Below are 20,871 nucleotides of genomic sequence, written 5' to 3' on the forward strand. Positions count from 1 at the left end.
GCGCTGACTTCTTGAAGCGGCACTTTGTTTTGACTTGGAAAGCCAAAAATAATATCATCTCGCGTTTAAGTCGCAACAGCTCAAAAGTGAAAAGGATTTCGGACGCTTTCATGTTTGCCAGAGATGGCCGTGTTCTCGAGGGAACGCTGGCGATCTCCAGTTTGGAACGCCTGCAGGATTTGCTGGCAGAAGTTTCGGGAGAGGTGAGTTTCCGGCTTCATGGTTTCAAGGGCGAGCGTGGTGAGCATCTGCTGCATCTGGTGGTTACCGGTTTGCTGCCGCTGGCCTGCCAGCGCTGCCTGGAAGCCATCCCTTTTGATCTTGATGTCGATAGCCTGCTGGAGATTGTTCCGGAAGGTGCCGATATGTCGCAAGATGAGCTGGAAGACGACACTCGTGATTTCCTGCCGGTGGCGGGCGAACTGAATGTGGCCGAATTGGTGGAGGATGAAATTCTCCTGGCCCTGCCAGTCGCGCCGCGGCACGAAAAATGTGGTTTGCCTGGTGCCGCCGGTGCTGGTGAGCGGATTAATCCGTTTGCCGCGTTGTCGGGGCTTAAAGGCAAGCCGAACTGATTTTTTTGGAGTATCAACATGGCCGTTCAGCAGAACAAAAAATCCCCTTCCAAGCGTGGCATGCATCGCGCTCACGACTTCCTGGTTAACCCGCCGCTGGCCGTTGAGCCGACGACTGGTGAGACGCATCTGCGTCACCACATTTCCCCCAACGGTTTCTACCGTGGCAAGAAGGTCCTGAAGGCCAAGGGCGAGTAATCGTTCATAGAAAGGCAGGCGGTTCCTGGTGAGCCGCCTGCCTTTTCTTTTGCCATGACAGCCCGCATTGCTATTGATTGCATGGGGGGTGACCACGGTCCGTCAGTGACGGTTCCGTCGGCTATCCATTTTCTTGTGGAGTATCCGGCAGCAAAGCTGATCCTTGTTGGTCAGGAGGATGTTTTGCGTCCGTTGCTCGGGTCTCAGGTCGATAATCCTCGTCTACGTATCGTTCATGCCTCAGAGATTGTGGGGATGGACGAGTCGCCGGCGCTCGCCCTGCGCAATAAAAAAGACTCGTCCATGCGTGTCGCCATCAACCTCGTTAAAGCAGGGGAGGCGGACGCGTGCGTTTCTGCCGGAAACACTGGCGCGCTGATGGCAATTTCCCGTTTTGTGCTCAAGATGCTGCCTGGCATTGAGCGCCCGGCAATTTGCGCGCCATTGCCGACCATTAACGGTCACACCCATATGCTGGACCTCGGTGCCAACGTCGATTGCGGTCCAGAGCATTTGCTGCAGTTCGGTATCATGGGGGCCATGCTGGTCTCAGCCATGGAGCACAAGGATAGGCCGACGGTCGGCATCCTCAATATTGGCGAAGAAGAGATCAAAGGCAATGAAGTCGTCAAAGCGGCGGCCGAGTTGCTGCGTGCTTCCGATCTGAACTTCGTGGGCAATGTCGAAGGCGACGGGATTTACAAGGGCGAGGCCGATGTCATTGTTTGCGACGGTTTTGTCGGCAATGTCGCCCTGAAGACTTCGGAAGGCCTGGCGCAAATGCTGGCATCCTCGCTGCGTAGCGAATTCAAGCGCAATTGGTTAACCAAGATTGCGGCATTGATCGCCATATCGGTTCTTAATAATTTCAAGAAGCGTTTTGACCACCGGCGTTACAACGGTGCCATTCTTCTCGGCCTTAAAGGTATTTCGGTGAAGAGTCACGGTTCTGCCGATGTTCTGTCCTTTGGGAATGCTATTTCCCGTGCGTACGAGGCGGTGGAGAACCGGGTTCTTGAACGCATCACCGGGCGCCTGACCCAGGCTCAAGCCATTGCTGTGGAGAATGTCTGAATGTACGCACGTTTGATCGGTACCGGCAGTTGCCTTCCGGGAAGTCCTGTCAGCAACAACGACCTTGCCGCACGCGGCATTGAGACCAATGATGAGTGGATTGTTACTCGTACTGGCATCCGCAGTCGTTACTTGGCAGATGCAGGTACGACCTCCAGCGAGTTGGGGCTGATCGCAGCGCAGCGTGCTCTGGAGATGGCCGGGGTGGCGGCGGGCGAAATCGATTTGATCATCGTTGCCACCTCGACGCCCGATTTCATCTTTCCCAGCACGGCTTGCCTGATTCAGGGCCGACTGGGTAATAAGGGGGCTGCTGCATTCGATGTGCAAGCAGTTTGCAGTGGCTTTACCTATGCCTTGGGGATTGCCGACAAGTTCATTCGCTCAGGCAGCCACAAAAAGGCGTTGGTGATTGGCGCCGAGGTGTTTTCACGCATCCTCGACTGGAGCGATCGAGGCACCTGTGTTCTCTTTGGCGATGGCGCCGGCGCTGTCGTGCTCGAAGCTTCGGAAAAGCCCGGAATCATCGCTACCGCAATGCACGCCGATGGCAGCCAGAGCGGTATTTTGAATGTCCCTGGGCAGATTTGCGGCGGTCAAGTCACCGGCGATCCTTTCCTGCGTATGGATGGGCAGGCTGTTTTCAAGTTCGCTGTTCGCGTGCTGGCTGAAATAGCCGAAGAGGTTTGCCATGTGGCTGGAATTGAAACCGGTGACGTGGACTGGCTGATTCCGCATCAGGCCAATATCCGCATCATTGAGGCCACGGGCAAGAGGCTCGGTATCAATCGCGAAAATGTGATTGTGACGGTGGATCGGCATGGCAATACCTCTGCCGCATCCGTGCCGCTGGCACTGGACGAGGCGGTGCGTGACGGACGCATTCAGCGTGGCCAAAAGGTTCTGCTGGAAGGGGTTGGCGGCGGTTTTACCTGGGGCGCAGCCCTCATCGAATTCTGATACAGGAAACGTAGAGAATGTCTTTTGCTTTCGTATTTCCCGGCCAAGGCTCGCAGAGCGTTGGCATGATGTCGGCTTACGGTGACGCTGCCGTAGTCCGCGCCACCTTTGAACAAGCTTCGGCCGCGCTTGGCGAGGATCTCTGGGCCATGGTTGCTGAAGGCCCCGCAGAAGTCTTGACCCAAACGGTAAACACGCAGCCAGTGATGTTGACCGCAGGGGTGGCTGCATGGCGGCTCTGGCAAGAGAAAGGCGGGCGGAAGCCTGCGCTGGTGGCTGGGCACAGCCTGGGTGAATATTCCGCGCTGGTTGTTGCTGGCGTCATCGATTTAAAGGATGCCGTGCCGCTGGTTCGCTTGCGGGCGGCTGCCATGCAGGAGGCTGTCCCGGTCGGTGCGGGAGCCATGGCGGCTATCCTTGGCTTGGATAACGCCGGCATCGTTGCGGCATGTACTGAGGCAGCGCAAGGCGAAGTGGTCGAGCCGGTCAATTTCAATGCCAATGGCCAGACGGTGATTGCCGGTCACAAATCGGCCGTTGAGCGCGCCATGGAAGCCTGCAAGGCGCGTGGTGCCAAGATGGCAAAGGCCCTGCCGGTCTCTGCACCGTTTCATTCCTCCTTGATTCGACCGGCGGCTGACAAGCTGGCCGCCCGGCTTGCCGAATTGACGCTGAGCGTACCGCAGATTCCGGTCATCAATAATGTGGACGTGGCGATTGAGAATGATCCGGCCCGCATCAAGGATGCATTGGTTCGCCAGGCCTACAATCCCGTGCGCTGGGTTGAGACCATTCAGTCAATGGCGGTCTTGGGGGTAACAACGGTTGCGGAATGCGGTCCTGGCAAGGTCTTGGCCGGACTGACCAAGCGTTGTGCCGACGGTGTCACTGGCGTTGCTTTGGCTGATGCGGCTGCCATTGAAGCAAATCTGAATCTGGAGTGAGTTATGCTGAGTAGCAATATCGCACTTGTTACAGGCGCTACCCGTGGCATTGGTCGCGCGATAGCTTTGGAGCTGGGCAAGCAGGGGGCTACCGTCATCGGGACCGCGACCAGCGAAGATGGTGCTGCCAAGATTTCCGCCTATCTCGCTGAAGCATCGATCAAGGGCAAGGGAATTGTGTTGAATGTTTGCGATGCGGAGCAGACCGATGCGACGCTTGCTGCCTTAAGCAAGGAACACGGTGTCATCACCATTCTCGTCAATAATGCTGGTATCACCCGCGATAACCTTGCGATGCGGATGGGGGACGACGACTGGGATGCAGTGATCGACACTAATCTCAAAGCCGTATTCCGACTGTCGCGTGGCGTGATGCGTGGCATGATGAAGGCTCGCTTTGGTCGCATTGTTAATATCACATCGGTGGTCGGTTACTCCGGTAATGCAGGGCAGGCTAATTATTGCGCGGCAAAGGCGGGTGTAGCTGGCATGAGCCGCTCTTTGGCTCGCGAATTGGGCAGTCGCAACATCACAGTTAACTGCGTTGCCCCTGGTTTTATTGCAACAGACATGACTCACGCCCTGACGGAAGAGCAGAAGCAGGCAATGCTGGCTTCTATTCCCCTCGGCCGGGCTGGGACGCCGGAAGATATTGCCGGCACTGTTGGTTTTCTCGTATCCCCGGCAGCCGCTTATGTCACAGGCACAACCGTGCATGTGAATGGCGGTATGTTCATGGATTGATTTCCCGAAGCCTCGGCTTTTGGTAAACTTGTAACGTTTTTTTTCGTACCCCTGAGGGGAAGGAGTTTTTCTAATGGATAACATCGTAGAGCGCGTCAAAAAGATCGTCGCCGAACAACTGGGCGTGAACGAAGCAGACATCAAGAATGAGTCTTCCTTCGTGGATGATCTGGGCGCGGATTCCCTGGATACCGTTGAACTGGTCATGGCGCTGGAAGAAGAATTCGAGTGCGAAATCCCTGACGACCAGGCAGAGAAGATCACCACGGTCCAGCAGGCTGTCGATTTCATCCTCGCCAACAAGAAATAATCCAATTCTGGTTGACCCAGGCAAGGCCGGCCCCCATGGCCGGCCTTGCTACATTTGCTTTCGGAGTGCACCTTGGCACGTCGCAGAGTCGTAATTACCGGTCTGGGTATCGTTAGCCCGGTCGGAAACACCGTCGAAGAAGCCTGGCAGAATATTCTGGCTGGCCGCTCCGGCATTGCCCTCATCACCAAGTTCGATACATCCACCTTCCCGGTCCAGTTTGGCGGGGAAGTGAAGAATTTCGACATTACTCAGTACATTCCGGCTAAAGACGCCCGCCGCATGGATCATTTCATCCATTTCGGCCTGGCGGCAGGCATTCAGGCTGTGCGCGATGCCGGTCTGGACAAGGAAAACGTTGCTGACCTCGAACGAGTCGGTGTCGCCATTGGTTCGGGCATTGGCGGTTTGCCGCTGATTGAGCAAACCAAAGACGAATATATCGCCGGTGGTGTGCGCAAGGTCTCCCCATTCTTCGTGCCTGGCTCGATCATCAACATGATTTCAGGCAACCTGTCGATCCAGTTCGGCTTCAAAGGTCCGAATATCGCGTTGGTTACCGCCTGCACGACCGGTACTCACTCGATTGGTGAAGCAGCCCGGATCATCGAGTATGGTGATGCGGATGTAATGGTTGCCGGTGGTGCTGAGTCCACCGTTTCCCCGCTGGGTATGGGTGGTTTTTGTGCCGCGCGCGCACTGTCCACTCGTAACGACGACCCGGCTACGGCCAGTCGCCCTTGGGACAAAGACCGTGACGGCTTCGTGCTGGGTGAAGGTGCCGGAGTCATGGTGCTGGAAGAGTACGAACACGCCAAGGCGCGGGGGGCGAAAATTTACGCCGAACTGTCCGGTTACGGGATGAGTGGCGATGCCTACCACATCACCGCGCCGAATACGGATGGTCCGCGTCGATCAATGCTGAATGCCTTGAAGAACGCCGGAGTGGCGCCTTCCGATGTCCAGTATTTGAATGCGCACGGAACCTCCACGCCGCTTGGCGACAAGAATGAAACCGATGCGGTCAAGCAGGCGTTTGGCGATGCTGCCTACAAGCTGGTGGTCAACTCGACCAAGTCGATGACCGGCCACCTGTTGGGCGGTGCGGGTGGTATCGAGTCACTGTTCACGGTGCTCGCCCTTCATCACCAGATTTCTCCGCCAACCATCAATATCTTCAACCAGGATCCTGAGTGTGATCTGGACTATTGTGCCAATGTGGCGCGGCCGATGAAAATTGATGTGGCTCTGAAAAATAATTTCGGCTTTGGTGGAACCAACGGATCGCTGGTTTTCAAGCGCATCTGACATCCTTCGGCAAGGAATTGAGCGGTGCAGTTTCCGATCACCATCGGACTGCGCCGCTCGCGCTTTCTGGATCTGCTGGTTGTTTTAAGTGCCTTGTTGGCAAGTGGAGCAATACTCCTTTGGCCGCAGGCGATAGCAATCCAATTGCCTGTGCTGTTGGCAACATGGTCTCTGGCGGCGCTGGCTTGGCGACGCCTGACGTCGCAATTCTCGGCGCTACGTCTTGAGCGCTGCGGACGGATTTCCGTTGTCAGCGATACCGGTGCTCAGTTTGCCCCAGCCCGTCTATTGCCCGGGGCAAGCGTGCATCCATGGCTGACGATCATTCGCCTTGAAATGGAGAGTGGCCAGCAATCCGCATTGATTGCTGCGGTCGACAGCTTGAAAGAGGACGATTTCCGTCGCCTGCGTGTGTTCCTGCGCTGGCAGGCCGATTTCAACGCTTCGGCAGACGACGTCTGAGAACGGTGTTTTTCGCTTTTTCCAACATAGCCGGGTAGTCGCGCGAAAAGTGCAAGCCACGACTTTCCTTGCGCTGCATGGCGCAGCGAACGATCAGGTCAGCCGTTGCAACAAGGTTGCGTAGCTCGATCAAGTCGTGGCTGACCCGGAAATTGGCATAGAACTCGTCGATTTCACGCATCAGCAAGCCAATCCGATGCTTGGCGCGTTTCAGTCGTTTGGTGGTGCGAACGATGCCCACGTAGTCCCACATGAAGCGACGCAGTTCGTCCCAGTTGTGAGAAATGACCACTTCTTCGTCGGCATCGGTAACCCGGCTTTCGTCCCAGCGGGGCAGGTTAGGGAGTGCCTTGGTTTTGCTGGCCAAAATGTCGTTGACCGCAGCCTCCGAGAAAACAAGGCATTCAAGCAGCGAATTCGAGGCCAGGCGATTGGCCCCGTGCAAGCCGGTGCATGAGGCTTCGCCGGCGACATAGAGGCCGGCGACATCGGTTCTTCCCTTCAGGTCGCTGACGATGCCACCGCAGGTGTAGTGTGCAGCCGGCACGACGGGAATGGGCTCGCTGGCGATGTCGATGCCAAGTTCGAGGCAGCGGGCGTGAATGTTCGGAAAATGGTTGCGGATGAAATCCTCGCCTTTGTGCGAGATATCAAGGAAGACACAGTCCAGGCCACGCTTTTTCATTTCAAAATCGATGGCGCGGGCCACGATATCGCGCGGCGCCAGTTCGGCACGTTCATCGTGTTCCAGCATGAAGCGCGTACCGTCTGGCAGGCGTAGGAGTCCACCTTCCCCGCGCACGGCTTCGGAAATCAAAAACGACTTTGCCTGCGGATGATAGAGGCAGGTGGGGTGGAACTGGATGAACTCCATGTTCGATACCCGGCACCCGGCCCGGTAAGCCATCGCAATCCCGTCGCCGGTCGAGGTGTCAGGGTTGGTCGTGTAAAGGTATACCTTGCCAGCGCCACCAGTGGCGATCAGCGTATTGGGGGCGCCAATCGTGATGACTTCACCATTGCGACTATCCAGCACATAGGCTCCGAAGCAACGGTTTTCGCCGGTGCCCAGTTTCTCGCCGGTGATCAGATCAATCGCGATGTGACTTTCGAGAACCGTAATGTTTGGCGTGGCACGAACTTTTTGGGTCAGCGTATCCTGTACGGCTAGGCCGGTAGCGTCGGCGACGTGGATAACCCGACGAGCGCTGTGACCACCTTCGCGGGTCAGGTGATAGCCGGCATCATCTTTGGTGAAGGGTACGCCTTGTTCGATCAACCATTCGATCGAGTGACGGCCATTTTCAACAACGAAGCGGGTGGCGGGTTCGTCATTGAGCCAGGCACCGGCAATCAGTGTGTCTTGTATGTGCGCTTCGATTGAGTCGCGACTGTCGAGAACCGCTGCAATACCCCCTTGGGCCCAACCCGAGGCCGAGTCCTCAAGGCTTCGTTTGCTGACCAAGGCGACACGACAATGCTTGGCCAAGCGAAGGGCGGCCGATTGTCCGGCCAAACCGCTGCCTATGATAAGTACATCAAAATTCTGCACGGCTGTTCTCAAGTGGGTTTGTTTTCCTCGAAATATAGCACGTGAGAAAGGCTTCGCCTGGTTACAGAGTGTCACAATTAAGGATAATTACCTCTCCACAGCACGAAAAGCGCTGCGCTATACTGTGCTTCATAAACATACCAATGAATCCCCAGGGAACACGAGAGCCATGAGTGAGCGCGAGATCGATCAGGCACTGGTCGAGCGGGCGCAAGGCGGAGATCAGCACGCCTTCGACCTGTTGGTAAGCAAATACCAGCGCAAGCTGGGTCGTTTGCTGTCCCGCTTTATCCGCGATTCCGCGGAAGTAGAAGACGTTTCGCAGGAGGCTTTCATAAAGGCTTATCGTGCCTTGCCTTCCTTTCGGGGTGATAGCGCCTTCTACACGTGGTTGTACAGAATTGGAATTAACACCGCCAAGAACTATCTGGTATCTCAGGGCAGGCGTGCGCCAACCACCACGGAGTTCGATAACGACGAAGCCGAAACCTTCGAGGACGCGTCCCAGTTGCGGGATATCAACACACCGGAAAGCCTGCTTCTCAGCAAGCAGATCGGTCAAACGGTCAATTCGGCAATGGAGGCTCTGCCCGAAGAGTTGCGCACCGCGATTGTGTTGCGCGAAATCGAGGGAATGTCTTACGAAGAGATCGCCAAAATCATGGATTGTCCGATTGGTACGGTGCGTTCCAGAATTTTTCGGGCACGTGAGGCGGTGGCTGCAAAACTACGCCCCTTGCTGGATATTGCACCGGATAGGCGTTGGTAATCATGAATCTGGATAAAAAGAGTACTGTCCGTGGCGTGGTTCGCGCTATCGATGGATTGCAGGCAGTGGTCGAAATTGAACACGGCGGTTGTGGCCGTTGCCACGAAGAGGGAGGGTGTGGCGGGCAGCAGCTAACCCAGATGTTTTGTAGCGGCCCTAAAACCTACAGAGTCGATAACCGTCTTGGCGCTCTCTTGGGTGAGCGAGTAACGATTGCCATTGCCGGTGGCAGTGTTCGTCGAACGGCAAATTTGGCTTATGGCGTCCCCCTGATTGCAGCCATTGCTGGCGCAGCCCTGGGAGTTCCGTTGAGTGGTGATGCCGGCGCAATATTGGGGGCTGGCGCTGGGCTGGTCTTGTCTTTTTTCTTCATTCGTTTTCGTGCGCAGGGTGAGGCTGGAAATTACGCCGGACACCCTCATATCATTTCCCGTTCCTAGTTCAATCAGGAGGCGTGTCGCTCATGAAACGCTTTGTTGCGCTATTTATTCTCTGCTTTTCCTGCGCATTTTCCTTTGCGCAAACAGTGCGCGGATTGCCGGACTTTTCCGAGTTGGCCGAGAAGCAGGGGCCTGCTGTAGTCAATATCAGCACCACGCAGGTGGTGCGTGGTAGCAGCCAGGTGATGCCGTTTCCGTTTGACGAGAACGATCCGGCGTTCGAGTTCTTCAAGCGCTTCATACCACGCAACCCTGGCGGTGTCATTCCTCGCGAATTTGAGAACAAGTCACTTGGTTCTGGCTTCATCATCAGTGCCGACGGCTATATCCTGACCAATGCGCATGTGGTCGATAGTGCTGATGAGGTAACGGTTCGTCTGACTGACAAGCGCGAATTCAAGGCAAGAACAATTGGCGCAGACAAGCGTACCGATGTTGCACTGCTAAAAATAGAGGCAGGCGGTCTGCCGGTGGTCAAGCTTGCCGATACGTCACAATTGAAAGTCGGTGAGTGGGTTGTTGCTATTGGCTCACCTTTCGGTTTCGATAACTCGGTAACGGCCGGCATTGTTTCCGCCAAAGGGCGCTCATTGCCTCAGGAAAATTACGTTCCCTTCATTCAGACAGATGTTGCGATTAATCCCGGTAATTCGGGGGGGCCGCTTTTCAATATGCGCGGCGAAGTTGTTGGCATCAATTCCCAGATTTACAGCCGTAGCGGTGGCTACATGGGGGTGTCGTTCGCCATTCCGATCGATGTTGCCATGGAAATTCAGCAGCAACTGCGGTCTACAGGTAAAGTCAGTCGGGGTCGCCTGGGTGTGGTCATCCAGGAAGTAAACAAGGAGTTGGCCGACTCTCTGGGGCTTAGCAAGCCAATGGGGGTCGTGGTCAATGCGGTCGAAAAAGGTGGGCCGGCAGAAAAGGCTGGCCTGGAAGCCGGTGATGTCATCTTGAAGTTTGATGGCAAGGCGATTGTCAATTCGGCCGATTTGCCGCGCCTGGTTGGGGCCACTCGGCCGGGAACGCGTTCGCTGGTACAGGTTTGGCGCAAGGGGGGTACCCGGGAAATTGCTGTCGTGGTTGGTGAAATCCCGGAAGAAAAGCAGGTTGCTAGTCGGCCACCCCGTGGTGCCAAACCGCCCGAGCAGGTTGCCAACCGTCTTGGTTTGGTGCTCAGTGAACTCACCGTCGAGCAAAAGCGGGAGCTCAAGATGAATTCCGGATTGCTCATTGAGGATGTGCGTGGCTCAGGTGCGCGTGCCGATTTGCGCCCTGGTGACGTGGTCATTGCGGTAATCAGCAAGGGGGCAACCACTGAGCTTCGTTCCGTCGAGCAGTTCAACAAGTTGCTGGCTCAGTTCGATAAGGGGAGTAGCGTTACCTTGCTGGTCCGGCGCGGTGAAATGCAGACTTTTGTCACAATCAAGGGTTTAAATGGGAATTGAACTGACACTGATCAGTCGGGGCTACTGCCACCTCTGCCACGATATGGAGAAAGCTCTGCTTCCCCTGGTGGATGAGTATGGTGTGGCCTTGAGTATTCTGGATGTCGATGCAGACCCGGTGCTAGAGGCCAAGTACGACGAACTAGTTCCGGTTTTGCTCCACGGCGAAACAGAACTCTGCCATTACTTCCTGGATGAGCCTAAAACCCGTGAATATTTGGCCAAAATCCGCTAAAATTCAGGGTCTTCTGAACAGGGAAGGGCGCCGGATAAGCGCCCTTTTTTACTAGCATCAATGGATCACATCCGTAATTTCTCGATCATCGCCCACATCGACCACGGCAAATCAACGCTGGCCGATCGTATCATCCATCTCTGTGGTGGCCTTTCCGACCGTGAAATGGAGGCGCAGGTGCTTGACTCGATGGATATCGAGCGCGAGCGCGGCATCACCATCAAGGCGCAAACAGCTGCACTGCAATACAAGGCTCTTGACGGGAAGGTTTACAACCTGAACCTGATCGATACACCGGGACATGTCGATTTCTCCTACGAGGTTTCTCGTTCCTTGTCGGCATGCGAAGGTGCTCTACTGGTCGTGGATGCTTCGCAAGGGGTTGAGGCGCAAACAGTGGCGAATTGCTACACCGCCATCGAACTCGACGTCGAGGTTGTGCCCGTGCTCAACAAGATCGACTTGCCCTCGGCTGATCCGGACAGCGCGCGCCAGGAAATTGAAGATGTGATCGGCATTGATGCAACAGATGCGGTGCTGGCTTCAGCCAAGACCGGTCTGGGCGTCGCCGATATTCTGGAAGCGGTAATTGCCAAGGTGCCGCCTCCCAAGGGCGATCCTAGTGCGCCGTTGAAAGCGCTGATCATCGACTCATGGTTCGATAATTACGTTGGCGTGGTCATGCTAGTGCGTGTCGTTGATGGTGTTATACGCCCCAAGGACAAGCTGTTTTTCATGGCAACCGGTGCCCAGCAGCTATGCGAACAGGTTGGTGTCTTCTCGCCCAAGTCCGTCCAGCGTGAAGCGCTGCGGGCCGGCGAGGTCGGTTTTGTGATTTCCGGCATCAAGGAACTGAAAGCCGCCAAGGTTGGCGACACCATTACCACGGTGGACCGCAAGGCAGCGAGCGCTCTGCCAGGCTTCAAGGAAATCAAGCCGCAGGTGTTCGCCGGCTTGTATCCGGTCGAGTCCAACCAGTACGACTCTCTGCGTGAGGCGCTGGAAAAACTGAAGCTGAATGACGCTTCGTTGCAATACGAGCCGGAAGTTTCCCAGGCGCTCGGTTTTGGCTTTCGTTGCGGCTTCCTTGGGCTGTTGCACATGGAGATTGTGCAGGAGCGCCTTGAGCGGGAGTTTGATCAGGATCTGATCACCACTGCGCCAACTGTGGTTTATGAGGTCGTTCAGCGCGACGGTAGCATCATCCAGGTTGAAAATCCGGCAAAATTACCTGAGCTCAGCAAGGTCGAGGAGGTTCGCGAACCAATCATTACGGCGACGATTTTTGTCCCACAGGATTATCTCGGCAACGTCATCACGCTCTGCAACCAGAAGCGTGGCAATCAGGTCGATATGCATTATCACGGCCGCCAGGTAAAGCTGGTTTATGAAATGCCGATGGCAGAAGTGGTGATGGACTTTTTTGACAAGCTGAAATCGTGTTCCAAGGGCTACGCTTCGCTCGACTACGATTTCAAGGAGTATCGGGCCGCCGATGTGGTCAAACTCGATATCCTGATCAATAGCGAGAAGGTCGATGCGCTGTCGTTGATCGTACATCGTTCGAATTCCCAGTACCGCGGACGCGAGCTTGCTTCCAAGATGCGCGAACTGATTCCGCGCCAGATGTACGACGTCGCCATTCAGGCAGCCATCGGCTCGCATATCATCGCCCGCGAAAACGTCAAGGCCATGCGCAAGGATGTCTTGGCCAAGTGTTACGGTGGAGACATCAGTCGCAAAAAGAAGCTTCTTGAGAAACAGAAGGCCGGCAAAAAACGGATGAAGCAAGTTGGTAGCGTCGAAATTCCGCAGGAGGCCTTCCTGGCCGTGCTGCGCGTCGATAACTGAGAGCAGCGATGAATTTTGCCCTGATCCTATTTGTCCTTTTGCTCGTGACCGGTGCGCTCTATGCGGTCGACGTGCTGAAGTTCCGGAAATTGCGTAGCAAAAATGCGCCTGAGCCGCTTTGGGTGGAGTGGGGCGCCAGCTTTTTCCCGGTTATCCTGATCGTTTTTGTGCTGCGCTCCTTTCTTTTCGAGCCTTTCAAGATCCCGTCAGGGTCAATGATTCCAACCTTGTTGGTTGGCGACTTCATTCTGGTCAATAAGTTCACCTACGGCATTCGCTTGCCCGTGATCAACAAAAAAATCATTAGCGTCAACAATCCGCAACGGGGCGACGTCATGGTTTTTCGCTACCCGGAAGATCCTTCGCTCGATTACATCAAGCGGGTGGTCGGCCTGCCGGGCGACACGGTTGCTTATCAGAACAAGCGGCTGACCATCAACGGTAAGCCGGTGGAGATGTCGAAGACCGCTGATTATCTGCATCCGGAGCGTCTTTATTACTCCGAGCAATACTCAGCCAAAATGGGTAATGTCGAGCACCGTCTGCTCAACGATACCGATGCCCCGGCTTTCATTCCGGATGTGGCCCGTTTTCCGTATCGTGAAAACTGCACCTACAATGCTGCCGGCGTAATCTGCAAAGTGCCCGACGGCCACTATTTCATGATGGGCGACAACCGCGACAACAGCCGTGACAGTCGGGCCTGGGGGTTTGTGCCGGAACAAAATATTGTCGGCAAGGCATTTTTCATCTGGCTGAATTTCAGCGATTTGAGCCGGGTTGGTTCATTCAAGTAATGGGGATGATGATGAAGCATCAACGTGGCGTTGCCTTGTCCGGGCTGTTGTTTTGGAGTGTTGTGCTATTTTTCTTTTCGATTGTCGGTATTAAGATTGCACCGACAGTCATTGAATATTACAAGATTAAAAAGGACTGCAAAGCAGTTGTCGCACAAATTGGGAAGGATGCAACAGTAGCAGACGTCAAGAAGTCATTTGATCGTTTTGCTGACATTGACTCACTCGATTTCAAGTCAGATCAACTCGATATTTCGAAGGAGAACGGGCAGATCGTCATTTCCTTCGCCTACGAGAAGCGTATTCCGCTTTTTGCCAATGTCAGCTTGGTGATTGAATACCAGGGTTCAACCCTTGAGCGTTAAAGAGTGAGTACAGCGGTGCTGGCCAAAAAACTTGGCCATGAGTTTTCGGATAAGAATCTTCTCCGGACGGCGCTGACGCATCGCAGTTACGGGACGCCCAATAACGAACGCCTGGAATTTTTGGGCGACGGTGTGCTGAACTTCGCCATTGCCGCTGCCTTGTTCAAGCGTTTTCCGGAATTGCCGGAGGGTGATCTTTCGCGACTTAGGGCTAATCTGGTTCGGCAGGATGCCTTGCATCAACTGGCATTGTCGCTCGACATCGGCAATCTTCTTCGCCTTGGCGAAGGCGAGATGAAAAGCGGTGGCAGCCAGCGGCCATCGATCCTGGCCGATGCCTTGGAAGCCCTGTTCGGTGCAGTTCATCTCGATGCCGGCTTTGAAGCGGCGCAGCGCGTCATTGTCGATCTTTATGCGCCGTTGTTCGATCAGTTGAAACCCGGACAAGCTCAGAAGGATGCCAAGACGCGGCTGCAGGAATGGCTGCAAGGGCGCAAGAAGCCCTTGCCGCGTTACCAGATGTTAAGTACCAGCGGCGCAGCCCACGAACAACGCTTCGAAGTTTCCTGCGAGATTGACAATCCGCCTTTGCGTACTACCGGTCATGGTGCCAGTCGGCGCATCGCCGAACAGGTTGCCGCCGACAATGCCCTGAAAGCTCTCAACGCATGAAAAAAATTCGCTCCGGTTATATCGCCATTGTCGGTCGTCCCAATGTCGGAAAATCAACACTGCTGAACCGTCTGATCGGTGAAAAAATCAGTATCGTGTCGCGCAAGGCGCAGACCACGCGGCACCGGATTACCGGTATTTTGACCAAGGATGATGCCCAGTTCGTCTTTGTCGACACGCCGGGATTCCAGACCAAGTTCTCCAATGCGCTGAACCGCGCGATGAACCGTGGCGTGACCACCACCTTGAATGATGTCGATGTCGTTCTTTTCGTCGTTGAAGCGGGGCGTTTCGATGCCAAGGATCGGGCAGTGATGAGGCTTCTGCCTCCGGACCGGCCGGCCATTCTGGTGGTAAATAAAACTGACCAGTTGAAAGATCGTTCCGCCTTGCTTCCCTTCCTGGCCAGTGTGGCCGCTGAGCACGACTTTGCAGCAGTGGTCCCTGTCAGTGCGGCGAAGGGCAAGCAGACTGATGAACTGTTGGGTGAAGCGCGCAAGCATCTGCCGAACGAAGGCCTGATGTTCCCGGAAGACGAGTTGACCGACAAGAGCGAACGTTTTCTTGCTTCTGAATACATCCGCGAAAAACTATTCCGACTGCTGGGTGATGAACTGCCCTATGCGACGACCGTAGAGATCGAGAAGTTCGAAGTCGAAGGCGATCTGCGCCGAATTTTCGCGGCTATCGTCGTTGACCGTGAGGGTCATAAGGCGATTGTCATCGGCAAGGGTGGCGAATTGCTGAAACGCATCGCCAGCGAGGCGCGCCAGGATATGGAGCGGCTCTTCGACGGCAAGGTTTATCTTGAGGTCTGGGTCAAGGTCAAATCCGGCTGGACCGATGATGAGCGCCTGCTGAAGAGCCTCGGGTACGAATGATTCAGCGGAGCAAAGTCGACGGCCAGCCGGCCTACGTCTTGCACACCTACCCGTTCCGGGAAACCAGTCTTATTGTTGAAGTATTCTCCCGTGATTTCGGGAGAGTGTCCTTGTTGGCCAGAGGCGCACGTCGTCCACGCTCAGCCATTCGCGGTTTGCTGATGGCTTTTCAGCCCATTGAAGTGGCGTGGGCCGGCAAGGGCGAGGTACTGAACCTGATGAAGGCAGAGTGGCAGGGTGGGCAGCCATTGCTGGCCGGCGAGGCGCTCTTTTGCGGTTACTACCTCAACGAGTTGCTGATGCACTTGCTGCCCCGCGAGGATGCCCACGAGCATCTTTTTGCCTGTTACGGCCAGATGCTTGCCCGTCTGGCCAGCGACCCGGCCGGCAAAGTCCGTGAAGCCGATCTCCGTGCCTTCGAAAAAGCCCTGTTGCAAGAGCTGGGTTATGGCCTGACCTTGAGTCATGACAGCGAAGGTCAGGCGATTCAGCCTGACGCCTGGTATAGCTATGGCATGGAGCAGGGGCCGCAACGTCTCGCTCATGCCGAAGCCGCAGCGCAGGTCGTCTGCGGCAAGACCTTGCTCGATCTTGAGGCGGAAGATTTTTCCGACCCGCGTTCGCGCGTTGAATCCAAGACTTTGATGCGCGCCCTGATGGCCCATTACCTGGGCGGCACTGAACTTGAAACCCGTAAAATTTTCAAGGAGTTGCAGGAACTATGATTGAACTAGGCGTAAACATCGATCACGTCGCCACCTTGCGTCAGGCGCGCATGACCTATGAGCCGGATCCGGTCTGGGCCGCAGTCGAGGCACACCTCGGTGGTGCCGATGGAATTACCGTTCATTTGCGCGAGGATCGTCGGCATATACAGGATGCTGATGTCCGTCGCCTGCGCGAACTGACGCAGGTCAAGCTCAACCTGGAAATGGCGGCAACCGATGAAATGGTCGGCATTGCCTGCGGCCTGCAGCCGGAGATGGCCATGCTGGTTCCGGAAGGCCGCCATGAAGTGACGACCGAAGGCGGCCTGGATGTTCTGGCCCAGGAGGCGCGGCTGAAGGACGTCATTTCGCGATTGGCCGATGCCGGTATCGTGACCAGCGTGTTTATCGATGCCGAGCTGCCGCAGATCGAGGCCGCGGCGCGCATCGGGGCCAAAGTCTGTGAAATTCACACCGGTCCCTATGCCCACGCCTTCCACGCCCAGGGGCGTGATGCCGAGGCGCCGACCGTATTGACCGAACTCGACAAAATCCGCCGGGCCGGGCAGGCCATTCGTCACCTTGGCATGCGTTTCAATGCCGGTCACGCGCTCAATTACTACAACGTTCAGCCGGTTGCCCGATTGCTCGGCATCCGCGAGCTGCATATCGGCCATTCGATTGTGAGTCGCTCGGTTTTTGTCGGTTTGCGCGAGGCTGTGCGCGAAATGAAACAACTGATGCGGGAAGCGGCCGGGCGCGGCGAATAATGATCTATGGCATTGGCACCGACATCGTTGCCATCAAGCGCCTGCAGGGGATGTGGGAGCGCCATGGTGAGAAGGCCCTAAGCCGATTGCTGGCGCCCCGGGAATTTGCCGATTTTGCCGGCGCTACCGACAAGGGCCGCTTTCTTGCCAAGCGTTTTGCTGCCAAGGAGGCATTCAGCAAAGCGCTTGGTACCGGCGTTCGGCCGCCTGCTGTGTTGACGGCGATTGCCGTCGGGCACGACGAATTGGGCAAGCCGGTATTCGAGTGCTACGGTGAACTGGCTGAAATGCTCAAAATGCAAAAGCTGAAGGCCCATCTCTCAATCAGCGATGAGGCAGATTACGCCATCGCCTATGTAATTCTGGAGCAAGCATGATGCAACTGCCGCTCGGCCCGCTGATGATTGACATTGCGGGGACTGCACTGACCGAACTCGATTGCCAGCGCCTGCGTCACCCGCTGGTTGGCGGCATCATCCTGTTCAGCCGAAATTACGAAAGTCCAAGTCAGCTGGCCGCGTTGAACGCTGAAATCCATGCCTTGCGTCAGCCGCCGCTGCTTATCGCTGTCGATCATGAAGGCGGCAGGGTGCAGCGTTTTCGCGAAGGCTTTACCCGCCTGCCGGCTATGGCAACGCTGGGGCGTCTATGGGACCAAAATCCCGATGCCGCCCAGCAGGCCGCGCACCAAGTCGGCTATGTGTTGGCCGCAGAGTTGCGGGCGCGCGGCGTCGATTACTCATTCACGCCGGTGCTCGATCTCGATTATGGCCCCTCCCGGGTGATTGGCGATCGTGCCTTCCATCGCCAACCGGCCGTGGTTGCTGCTTTGGCGGCAGCGCTGGGCGATGGTTTGCGCCAGGCCGGCATGGGGTCCTGTGGCAAGCATTTCCCCGGGCACGGCTACGTCATCCCCGATTCGCATGTTGAGTTGCCGGTTGATGATCGAGAGCTCGATGCCATGCAGGAGGACATCATGCCTTACCGTCGCCTAGCGCTCGATGGGGTGATGGCGGCGCACGTTATTTACGAATGCGTTGACTGCAATACTGCCGTTTTTTCAAATAAATGGATAGGTTATTTGAGAAACGACATCAAGTTTGACGGTGCGGTTTTTACCGACGATTTGTCGATGGCCGGGGCAGGCGTTGTCGGCGATATGTTGAACCGGGTCGATACTGCTTACCGGGCCGGCTGCGACATGTTGCTGGTCTGCAACTCACCGGACGCAGTTGGTGTCGTTCTGGAAAACTGGCGGCCGAATGTCGATCCGGCCAGCGGCAAGCGGATCGAGGCGCTCATTCCGACTGATGCGGCCCTCGATTGGGCAAGCCTGCAATCCGATCCGGCCTACCTGGCCGCCTTGCAAACCATCACCCAACTCGCTGCCTGAAATGCAATCGGGCAGCCGAAGCTGCCCGATCCATCGCGCTACGAAAACCGCTGCTTACTTGACACGGTTCTTGTATTCGTCGGTGCGGGTGTCGATTTCGATCTTGTCGCCGATGCTGACAAAGGCCGGAACCGGCAGTTCGAAACCGGTTGCCAGCTTGGCCGGCTTCATGACTTTGCCGGAGGTGTCGCCCTTGACGGCCGGCTCGGTGTAGACCACTTCGCGGACGACGCTGTTCGGCAGTTCCACGGAAATTGCCTTGCCGTTGTAGAACACAACTTCGCACGCCAGGCCATCTTCCAGATACTTCAGTGCGTCGACCATGTTTTCGGCTTCAACTTCGTACTGGTTGTAGTCGGCATCCATGAACACGTACATCGGGTCGGCGAAGTAGGAGTAGGTCACTTCCTTCTTGTCGAGCATGACGACTTCGAACTTGTCGTCTGCCTTGTAAACCGCTTCGGAGGCTGCTGCGGTCAACAGGTTTTTGAGCTTCATTTTCACGACAGCAGCGTTGCGGCCGGACTTGTTGTACTCAGTCTTCTGGACAACGAGCGGGTCGGCGCCGACCATGATGACGTTGCCGGAGCGGAGTTCCATTGCGGTTTTCATACTGATATTCCCGAAAGCTGAAAAAAGAAAAACGTTCGATTATACCTTGGAGGCACAGAACTTGACGAGTGCTGTTGCCAAGTCGTCACGTTGCGCCAGATATTTTGCCCAGTTGGCGTTGTGGGCGGCTATTTGCGGGCGAGCCGCCAGAAATTCGGCCCACGCCTGTCCGACGCCCTGGCCGCTATTCCAGGCATGGAACATGGCGCACAGTGCTGCGCCGGCTTCAGCAGCGAGGCCTGCACAATAGCGCTCTAGAAACGCATCCAGTTTGACGATATGGGCGTTCTCTGCCTGTGGGTAGATCTGCCAGACAAAGGGTTTTGCCGCCCATTGCGCCCGAACAAAGGAATCTTCGCCGCGGACGAAGTTGATGTCGCAGCGCCAGAGCAGGCGGTCGTATTCCTGCTGCGACAGGAAAGGAATAGGCTCGAAACGGAGGTTGCCGTGTTGCCACGGCCCGGCACCGCCCAAATGAGCGGAAACTGCCGCCAATGGTTTGCCGGGCGGTACATAACAGCGCACCGCTTGCGGGCTATTGGCCAGACTTTCCAGCCATTCGCCGAGTGGGGCACTGTCATAGCAAAACAAGCTGACTTCAAGCGCGTCGCCCAATTCTTTTTGCGCTATTTCCTGGTCGCGCTTTGCCAGCAAGCCAGCCTCGCGGAGCAGTCCGGCAGTAGCCGGAGAAAACCCCGGGAAGAAAAAATATTTGACCAGTGGCAGGGACGGGTGGGGCGAGGCGAGGCCATGGCAACTTTCCGCCCAAGCCTCGGCGGTCAGATATTCGAGATTGATCCAGCAAGGCCGAGTCTTGGATTCCGCCATGGCCTGTACGTAGGCCGCAGGTAACTCACAGGCAAAAGCCTCGATAATTACGTCCGCCACGCCGTCGACCGCAGCACTTTCATTCCAGAGCACTATTTCGACGCCTTCGAGGTGCTGGCGGGCGGCACGAAGATCGAGGGCGGGGCAAAAGGGCTGCAACGAAGGCAGTTCGTCTACCCAAAGGCGGACCCGTAGGTCGTGTTCTGAAGCCAGTTGCCGGGCCAGTCGCCAGCAAACGCCGATGTCACCGTAGTTGTCGATAACCCGGCAGAAGATGTCCCAATGAGGCTGCATGACCGCCATGCTACCATCGCGGCCATGCAGAATTTCGAAGACCCCAAAGACTGTACTGCCTGCCCCCGCCTGGCAGAACACCTCGCCAACATTCGCCGGCGAGACCCGGATTGGCATGCCTTACCGGTTCCTGCGCTGGGCTCGCTCGATGCCCGCTTGATCGTGGTCGGCCTCGGCCCGGGCGAAAAAGGAGCCAATCGCACTGGTCGCCCGTTCACCGGTGACGTGGCTGGCGAACTGCTCTATCCTGCCTTGCATCGCTTTGGTTTTGCCAGCGTTCCCGAAGCGCTGGGGCCGGACAAATGGGCGAATCCAGCCATGCGTCTGACTGACTGCCGCATCACCAACGCCGTACGTTGCCTGCCGCCGGCCAACAAGCCGACCACCGCGGAAATCCGCCAGTGCAATGGCCACCTGAAGCGCGAATTGGCGGCCATGCCCAATCTGCAAGTCATCGTCGCTCTCGGGGCGATCGCCCATCAGGCCTTGCTGTGGACCTATGACCTGAAGTTGAAGAGTTATCCATTTGGCCACAACGTCAAACACCAGCTACCGGATGGACGCCTGCTGGTCGATAGCTACCACTGCAGCGGTTACAACTGGCGAACCGGGCGACTTTCGCGGGAAAGTTTCGAGCAGGTATTCGCCGGCATTAAGGCCCATCTCGGCGAGTAACTCCTCT

Annotated in this window: 26 protein-coding genes; 23 read left to right on the forward strand and 3 right to left on the reverse strand. The window is 56.3% G+C overall.

Annotated features, from left to right (window positions below; genetic code table 11):
• The first annotated feature begins 11 nt into the window (after positions 1–11).
• From GH663_RS16880 to GH663_RS16920, 9 genes are all read left to right on the forward strand, one after another.
• On the forward strand, positions 12–575 hold the full coding sequence (locus tag GH663_RS16880) for a YceD family protein (RefSeq protein WP_066883619.1): 564 nt from the start codon (positions 12–14) through the stop codon (positions 573–575).
• Between the two features lie 18 nt (positions 576–593).
• A complete protein-coding gene (gene rpmF / locus GH663_RS16885) occupies positions 594–773 on the forward strand; it encodes a 50S ribosomal protein L32 (RefSeq protein ID WP_066883617.1) in 180 nt (59 codons plus the stop codon).
• A gap of 54 nt (positions 774–827) precedes the next feature.
• Positions 828–1,847 (forward strand): phosphate acyltransferase PlsX, encoded by a 1,020-nt coding sequence (gene plsX / locus GH663_RS16890; RefSeq protein WP_066883615.1) that lies wholly within the window; start codon positions 828–830, stop codon positions 1,845–1,847.
• Positions 1,848–2,807, forward strand: coding sequence for a beta-ketoacyl-ACP synthase III (locus GH663_RS16895; RefSeq protein WP_066883613.1), 960 nt, complete (start codon positions 1,848–1,850; stop codon positions 2,805–2,807).
• Positions 2,808–2,824: 17 nt separating this feature from the next.
• Positions 2,825–3,751 (forward strand): ACP S-malonyltransferase, encoded by a 927-nt coding sequence (fabD, locus tag GH663_RS16900; RefSeq protein ID WP_153132845.1) that lies wholly within the window; start codon positions 2,825–2,827, stop codon positions 3,749–3,751.
• 3 nt (positions 3,752–3,754) lie between these two features.
• A complete protein-coding gene (gene fabG / locus GH663_RS16905) occupies positions 3,755–4,495 on the forward strand; it encodes a 3-oxoacyl-ACP reductase FabG (RefSeq protein WP_153132846.1) in 741 nt (246 codons plus the stop codon).
• Between the two features lie 73 nt (positions 4,496–4,568).
• The gene (gene acpP / locus GH663_RS16910; protein WP_066883607.1) at positions 4,569–4,805 is read left to right on the forward strand and encodes an acyl carrier protein; all 237 of its coding nucleotides are present in this window, start codon (positions 4,569–4,571) and stop codon (positions 4,803–4,805) included.
• Between the two features lie 72 nt (positions 4,806–4,877).
• On the forward strand, positions 4,878–6,113 hold the full coding sequence (fabF, locus tag GH663_RS16915; RefSeq protein WP_153132847.1) for a beta-ketoacyl-ACP synthase II: 1,236 nt from the start codon (positions 4,878–4,880) through the stop codon (positions 6,111–6,113).
• 24 nt (positions 6,114–6,137) lie between these two features.
• Positions 6,138–6,575, forward strand: coding sequence for a protein YgfX (locus GH663_RS16920; RefSeq protein WP_153132848.1), 438 nt, complete (start codon positions 6,138–6,140; stop codon positions 6,573–6,575).
• On the opposite strand, the gene nadB is transcribed toward GH663_RS16920, so the two are convergent.
• Positions 6,550–8,127: an L-aspartate oxidase gene (nadB, locus tag GH663_RS16925; protein WP_153132849.1), complete on the reverse strand. Its 1,578-nt coding sequence runs from the start codon at positions 8,125–8,127 to the stop codon at positions 6,550–6,552. The genes GH663_RS16920 and nadB overlap by 26 nt on opposite strands.
• A gap of 169 nt (positions 8,128–8,296) precedes the next feature.
• On the opposite strand from nadB, the gene rpoE reads away from it, so the two are divergent.
• Genes rpoE through nagZ form a run of 13 tightly spaced genes read left to right on the forward strand, consistent with a single transcriptional unit; the run spans position 8,297 to position 18,455 of the window.
• The gene (rpoE, locus tag GH663_RS16930; protein WP_153132850.1) at positions 8,297–8,896 is read left to right on the forward strand and encodes an RNA polymerase sigma factor RpoE; all 600 of its coding nucleotides are present in this window, start codon (positions 8,297–8,299) and stop codon (positions 8,894–8,896) included.
• A 2-nt stretch (positions 8,897–8,898) separates the two neighbouring features.
• A complete protein-coding gene (locus GH663_RS16935) occupies positions 8,899–9,336 on the forward strand; it encodes a SoxR reducing system RseC family protein (protein WP_153132851.1) in 438 nt (145 codons plus the stop codon).
• A gap of 23 nt (positions 9,337–9,359) precedes the next feature.
• Complete coding sequence (locus tag GH663_RS16940; RefSeq protein WP_153132852.1) at positions 9,360–10,784, forward strand: DegQ family serine endoprotease; 1,425 nt, start codon at positions 9,360–9,362, stop codon at positions 10,782–10,784.
• A complete protein-coding gene (locus GH663_RS16945) occupies positions 10,774–11,019 on the forward strand; it encodes a glutaredoxin family protein (RefSeq protein WP_211371189.1) in 246 nt (81 codons plus the stop codon). The genes GH663_RS16940 and GH663_RS16945 overlap by 11 nt, the downstream gene beginning before the upstream one ends.
• Before the next feature lie 60 nt (positions 11,020–11,079).
• Entirely contained in the window at positions 11,080–12,870 is a 1,791-nt protein-coding gene (lepA, locus tag GH663_RS16950) for a translation elongation factor 4 (protein WP_153132853.1), read from the forward strand.
• Positions 12,871–12,878: 8 nt separating this feature from the next.
• The gene (lepB, locus tag GH663_RS16955; RefSeq protein ID WP_153132854.1) at positions 12,879–13,667 is read left to right on the forward strand and encodes a signal peptidase I; all 789 of its coding nucleotides are present in this window, start codon (positions 12,879–12,881) and stop codon (positions 13,665–13,667) included.
• A gap of 11 nt (positions 13,668–13,678) precedes the next feature.
• Positions 13,679–14,032, forward strand: coding sequence for a DUF4845 domain-containing protein (locus tag GH663_RS16960; RefSeq protein WP_153132855.1), 354 nt, complete (start codon positions 13,679–13,681; stop codon positions 14,030–14,032).
• Positions 14,033–14,047: 15 nt separating this feature from the next.
• Positions 14,048–14,704, forward strand: a complete 657-nt coding sequence (gene rnc, locus GH663_RS16965) for a ribonuclease III (RefSeq protein ID WP_439329190.1) — start codon at positions 14,048–14,050, stop codon at positions 14,702–14,704.
• Entirely contained in the window at positions 14,701–15,585 is an 885-nt protein-coding gene (era, locus tag GH663_RS16970; protein WP_153132857.1) for a GTPase Era, read from the forward strand. The genes rnc and era overlap by 4 nt, the downstream gene beginning before the upstream one ends.
• The gene (gene recO, locus GH663_RS16975) at positions 15,582–16,310 is read left to right on the forward strand and encodes a DNA repair protein RecO (RefSeq protein WP_153132858.1); all 729 of its coding nucleotides are present in this window, start codon (positions 15,582–15,584) and stop codon (positions 16,308–16,310) included. Before era ends, recO begins: the two co-directional genes overlap by 4 nt.
• Entirely contained in the window at positions 16,307–17,062 is a 756-nt protein-coding gene (locus GH663_RS16980) for a pyridoxine 5'-phosphate synthase (RefSeq protein WP_153132859.1), read from the forward strand. Before recO ends, GH663_RS16980 begins: the two co-directional genes overlap by 4 nt.
• Complete coding sequence (acpS, locus tag GH663_RS16985) at positions 17,062–17,439, forward strand: holo-ACP synthase (protein ID WP_153132860.1); 378 nt, start codon at positions 17,062–17,064, stop codon at positions 17,437–17,439. Before GH663_RS16980 ends, acpS begins: the two co-directional genes overlap by 1 nt.
• Complete coding sequence (nagZ, locus tag GH663_RS16990; RefSeq protein ID WP_153132861.1) at positions 17,436–18,455, forward strand: beta-N-acetylhexosaminidase; 1,020 nt, start codon at positions 17,436–17,438, stop codon at positions 18,453–18,455. The genes acpS and nagZ overlap by 4 nt, the downstream gene beginning before the upstream one ends.
• 54 nt (positions 18,456–18,509) lie before the next feature.
• On the opposite strand, the gene efp is transcribed toward nagZ, so the two are convergent.
• Together efp and earP are read right to left on the reverse strand one after the other, a co-directional pair.
• Positions 18,510–19,067, reverse strand: a complete 558-nt coding sequence (gene efp / locus GH663_RS16995) for an elongation factor P (RefSeq protein WP_153132862.1) — start codon at positions 19,065–19,067, stop codon at positions 18,510–18,512.
• Between the two features lie 39 nt (positions 19,068–19,106).
• Positions 19,107–20,189, reverse strand: coding sequence for an elongation factor P maturation arginine rhamnosyltransferase EarP (earP, locus tag GH663_RS17000; protein ID WP_153132863.1), 1,083 nt, complete (start codon positions 20,187–20,189; stop codon positions 19,107–19,109).
• Here earP and GH663_RS17005 point away from each other — a divergent pair.
• On the forward strand, positions 20,178–20,864 hold the full coding sequence (locus GH663_RS17005; protein ID WP_246181623.1) for a uracil-DNA glycosylase: 687 nt from the start codon (positions 20,178–20,180) through the stop codon (positions 20,862–20,864). The genes earP and GH663_RS17005 overlap by 12 nt on opposite strands.
• The last annotated feature ends 7 nt before the right edge of the window (positions 20,865–20,871 follow it).

Source organism: Dechloromonas hortensis, from assembly GCF_009469765.1.
GTDB classification, from domain to species: Bacteria; Pseudomonadota; Gammaproteobacteria; order Burkholderiales; family Rhodocyclaceae; genus Azonexus; species Azonexus hortensis.

Coding starts and splice junctions, on each gene's coding strand:
- rpmF (WP_066883617.1), top strand. CDS start 594: ATGGCCGTTCAGCAGAACAAAAAATCCCCTTCCAAGCGTGGCATGCAT.
- plsX (WP_066883615.1), top strand. CDS start 828: ATGACAGCCCGCATTGCTATTGATTGCATGGGGGGTGACCACGGTCCG.
- GH663_RS16895 (WP_066883613.1), top strand. CDS start 1,848: ATGTACGCACGTTTGATCGGTACCGGCAGTTGCCTTCCGGGAAGTCCT.
- fabD (WP_153132845.1), top strand. CDS start 2,825: ATGTCTTTTGCTTTCGTATTTCCCGGCCAAGGCTCGCAGAGCGTTGGC.
- fabG (WP_153132846.1), top strand. CDS start 3,755: ATGCTGAGTAGCAATATCGCACTTGTTACAGGCGCTACCCGTGGCATT.
- acpP (WP_066883607.1), top strand. CDS start 4,569: ATGGATAACATCGTAGAGCGCGTCAAAAAGATCGTCGCCGAACAACTG.
- rpoE (WP_153132850.1), top strand. CDS start 8,297: ATGAGTGAGCGCGAGATCGATCAGGCACTGGTCGAGCGGGCGCAAGGC.
- GH663_RS16935 (WP_153132851.1), top strand. CDS start 8,899: ATGAATCTGGATAAAAAGAGTACTGTCCGTGGCGTGGTTCGCGCTATC.
- GH663_RS16940 (WP_153132852.1), top strand. CDS start 9,360: ATGAAACGCTTTGTTGCGCTATTTATTCTCTGCTTTTCCTGCGCATTT.
- GH663_RS16945 (WP_211371189.1), top strand. CDS start 10,774: ATGGGAATTGAACTGACACTGATCAGTCGGGGCTACTGCCACCTCTGC.
- lepA (WP_153132853.1), top strand. CDS start 11,080: ATGGATCACATCCGTAATTTCTCGATCATCGCCCACATCGACCACGGC.
- lepB (WP_153132854.1), top strand. CDS start 12,879: ATGAATTTTGCCCTGATCCTATTTGTCCTTTTGCTCGTGACCGGTGCG.
- GH663_RS16960 (WP_153132855.1), top strand. CDS start 13,679: ATGAAGCATCAACGTGGCGTTGCCTTGTCCGGGCTGTTGTTTTGGAGT.
- era (WP_153132857.1), top strand. CDS start 14,701: ATGAAAAAAATTCGCTCCGGTTATATCGCCATTGTCGGTCGTCCCAAT.
- recO (WP_153132858.1), top strand. CDS start 15,582: ATGATTCAGCGGAGCAAAGTCGACGGCCAGCCGGCCTACGTCTTGCAC.
- GH663_RS16980 (WP_153132859.1), top strand. CDS start 16,307: ATGATTGAACTAGGCGTAAACATCGATCACGTCGCCACCTTGCGTCAG.
- acpS (WP_153132860.1), top strand. CDS start 17,062: ATGATCTATGGCATTGGCACCGACATCGTTGCCATCAAGCGCCTGCAG.
- nagZ (WP_153132861.1), top strand. CDS start 17,436: ATGATGCAACTGCCGCTCGGCCCGCTGATGATTGACATTGCGGGGACT.
- efp (WP_153132862.1), bottom strand. CDS start 19,067: ATGAAAACCGCAATGGAACTCCGCTCCGGCAACGTCATCATGGTCGGC.
- GH663_RS17005 (WP_246181623.1), top strand. CDS start 20,178: ATGAGGCTGCATGACCGCCATGCTACCATCGCGGCCATGCAGAATTTC.
- earP (WP_153132863.1), bottom strand. CDS start 20,189: ATGCAGCCTCATTGGGACATCTTCTGCCGGGTTATCGACAACTACGGT.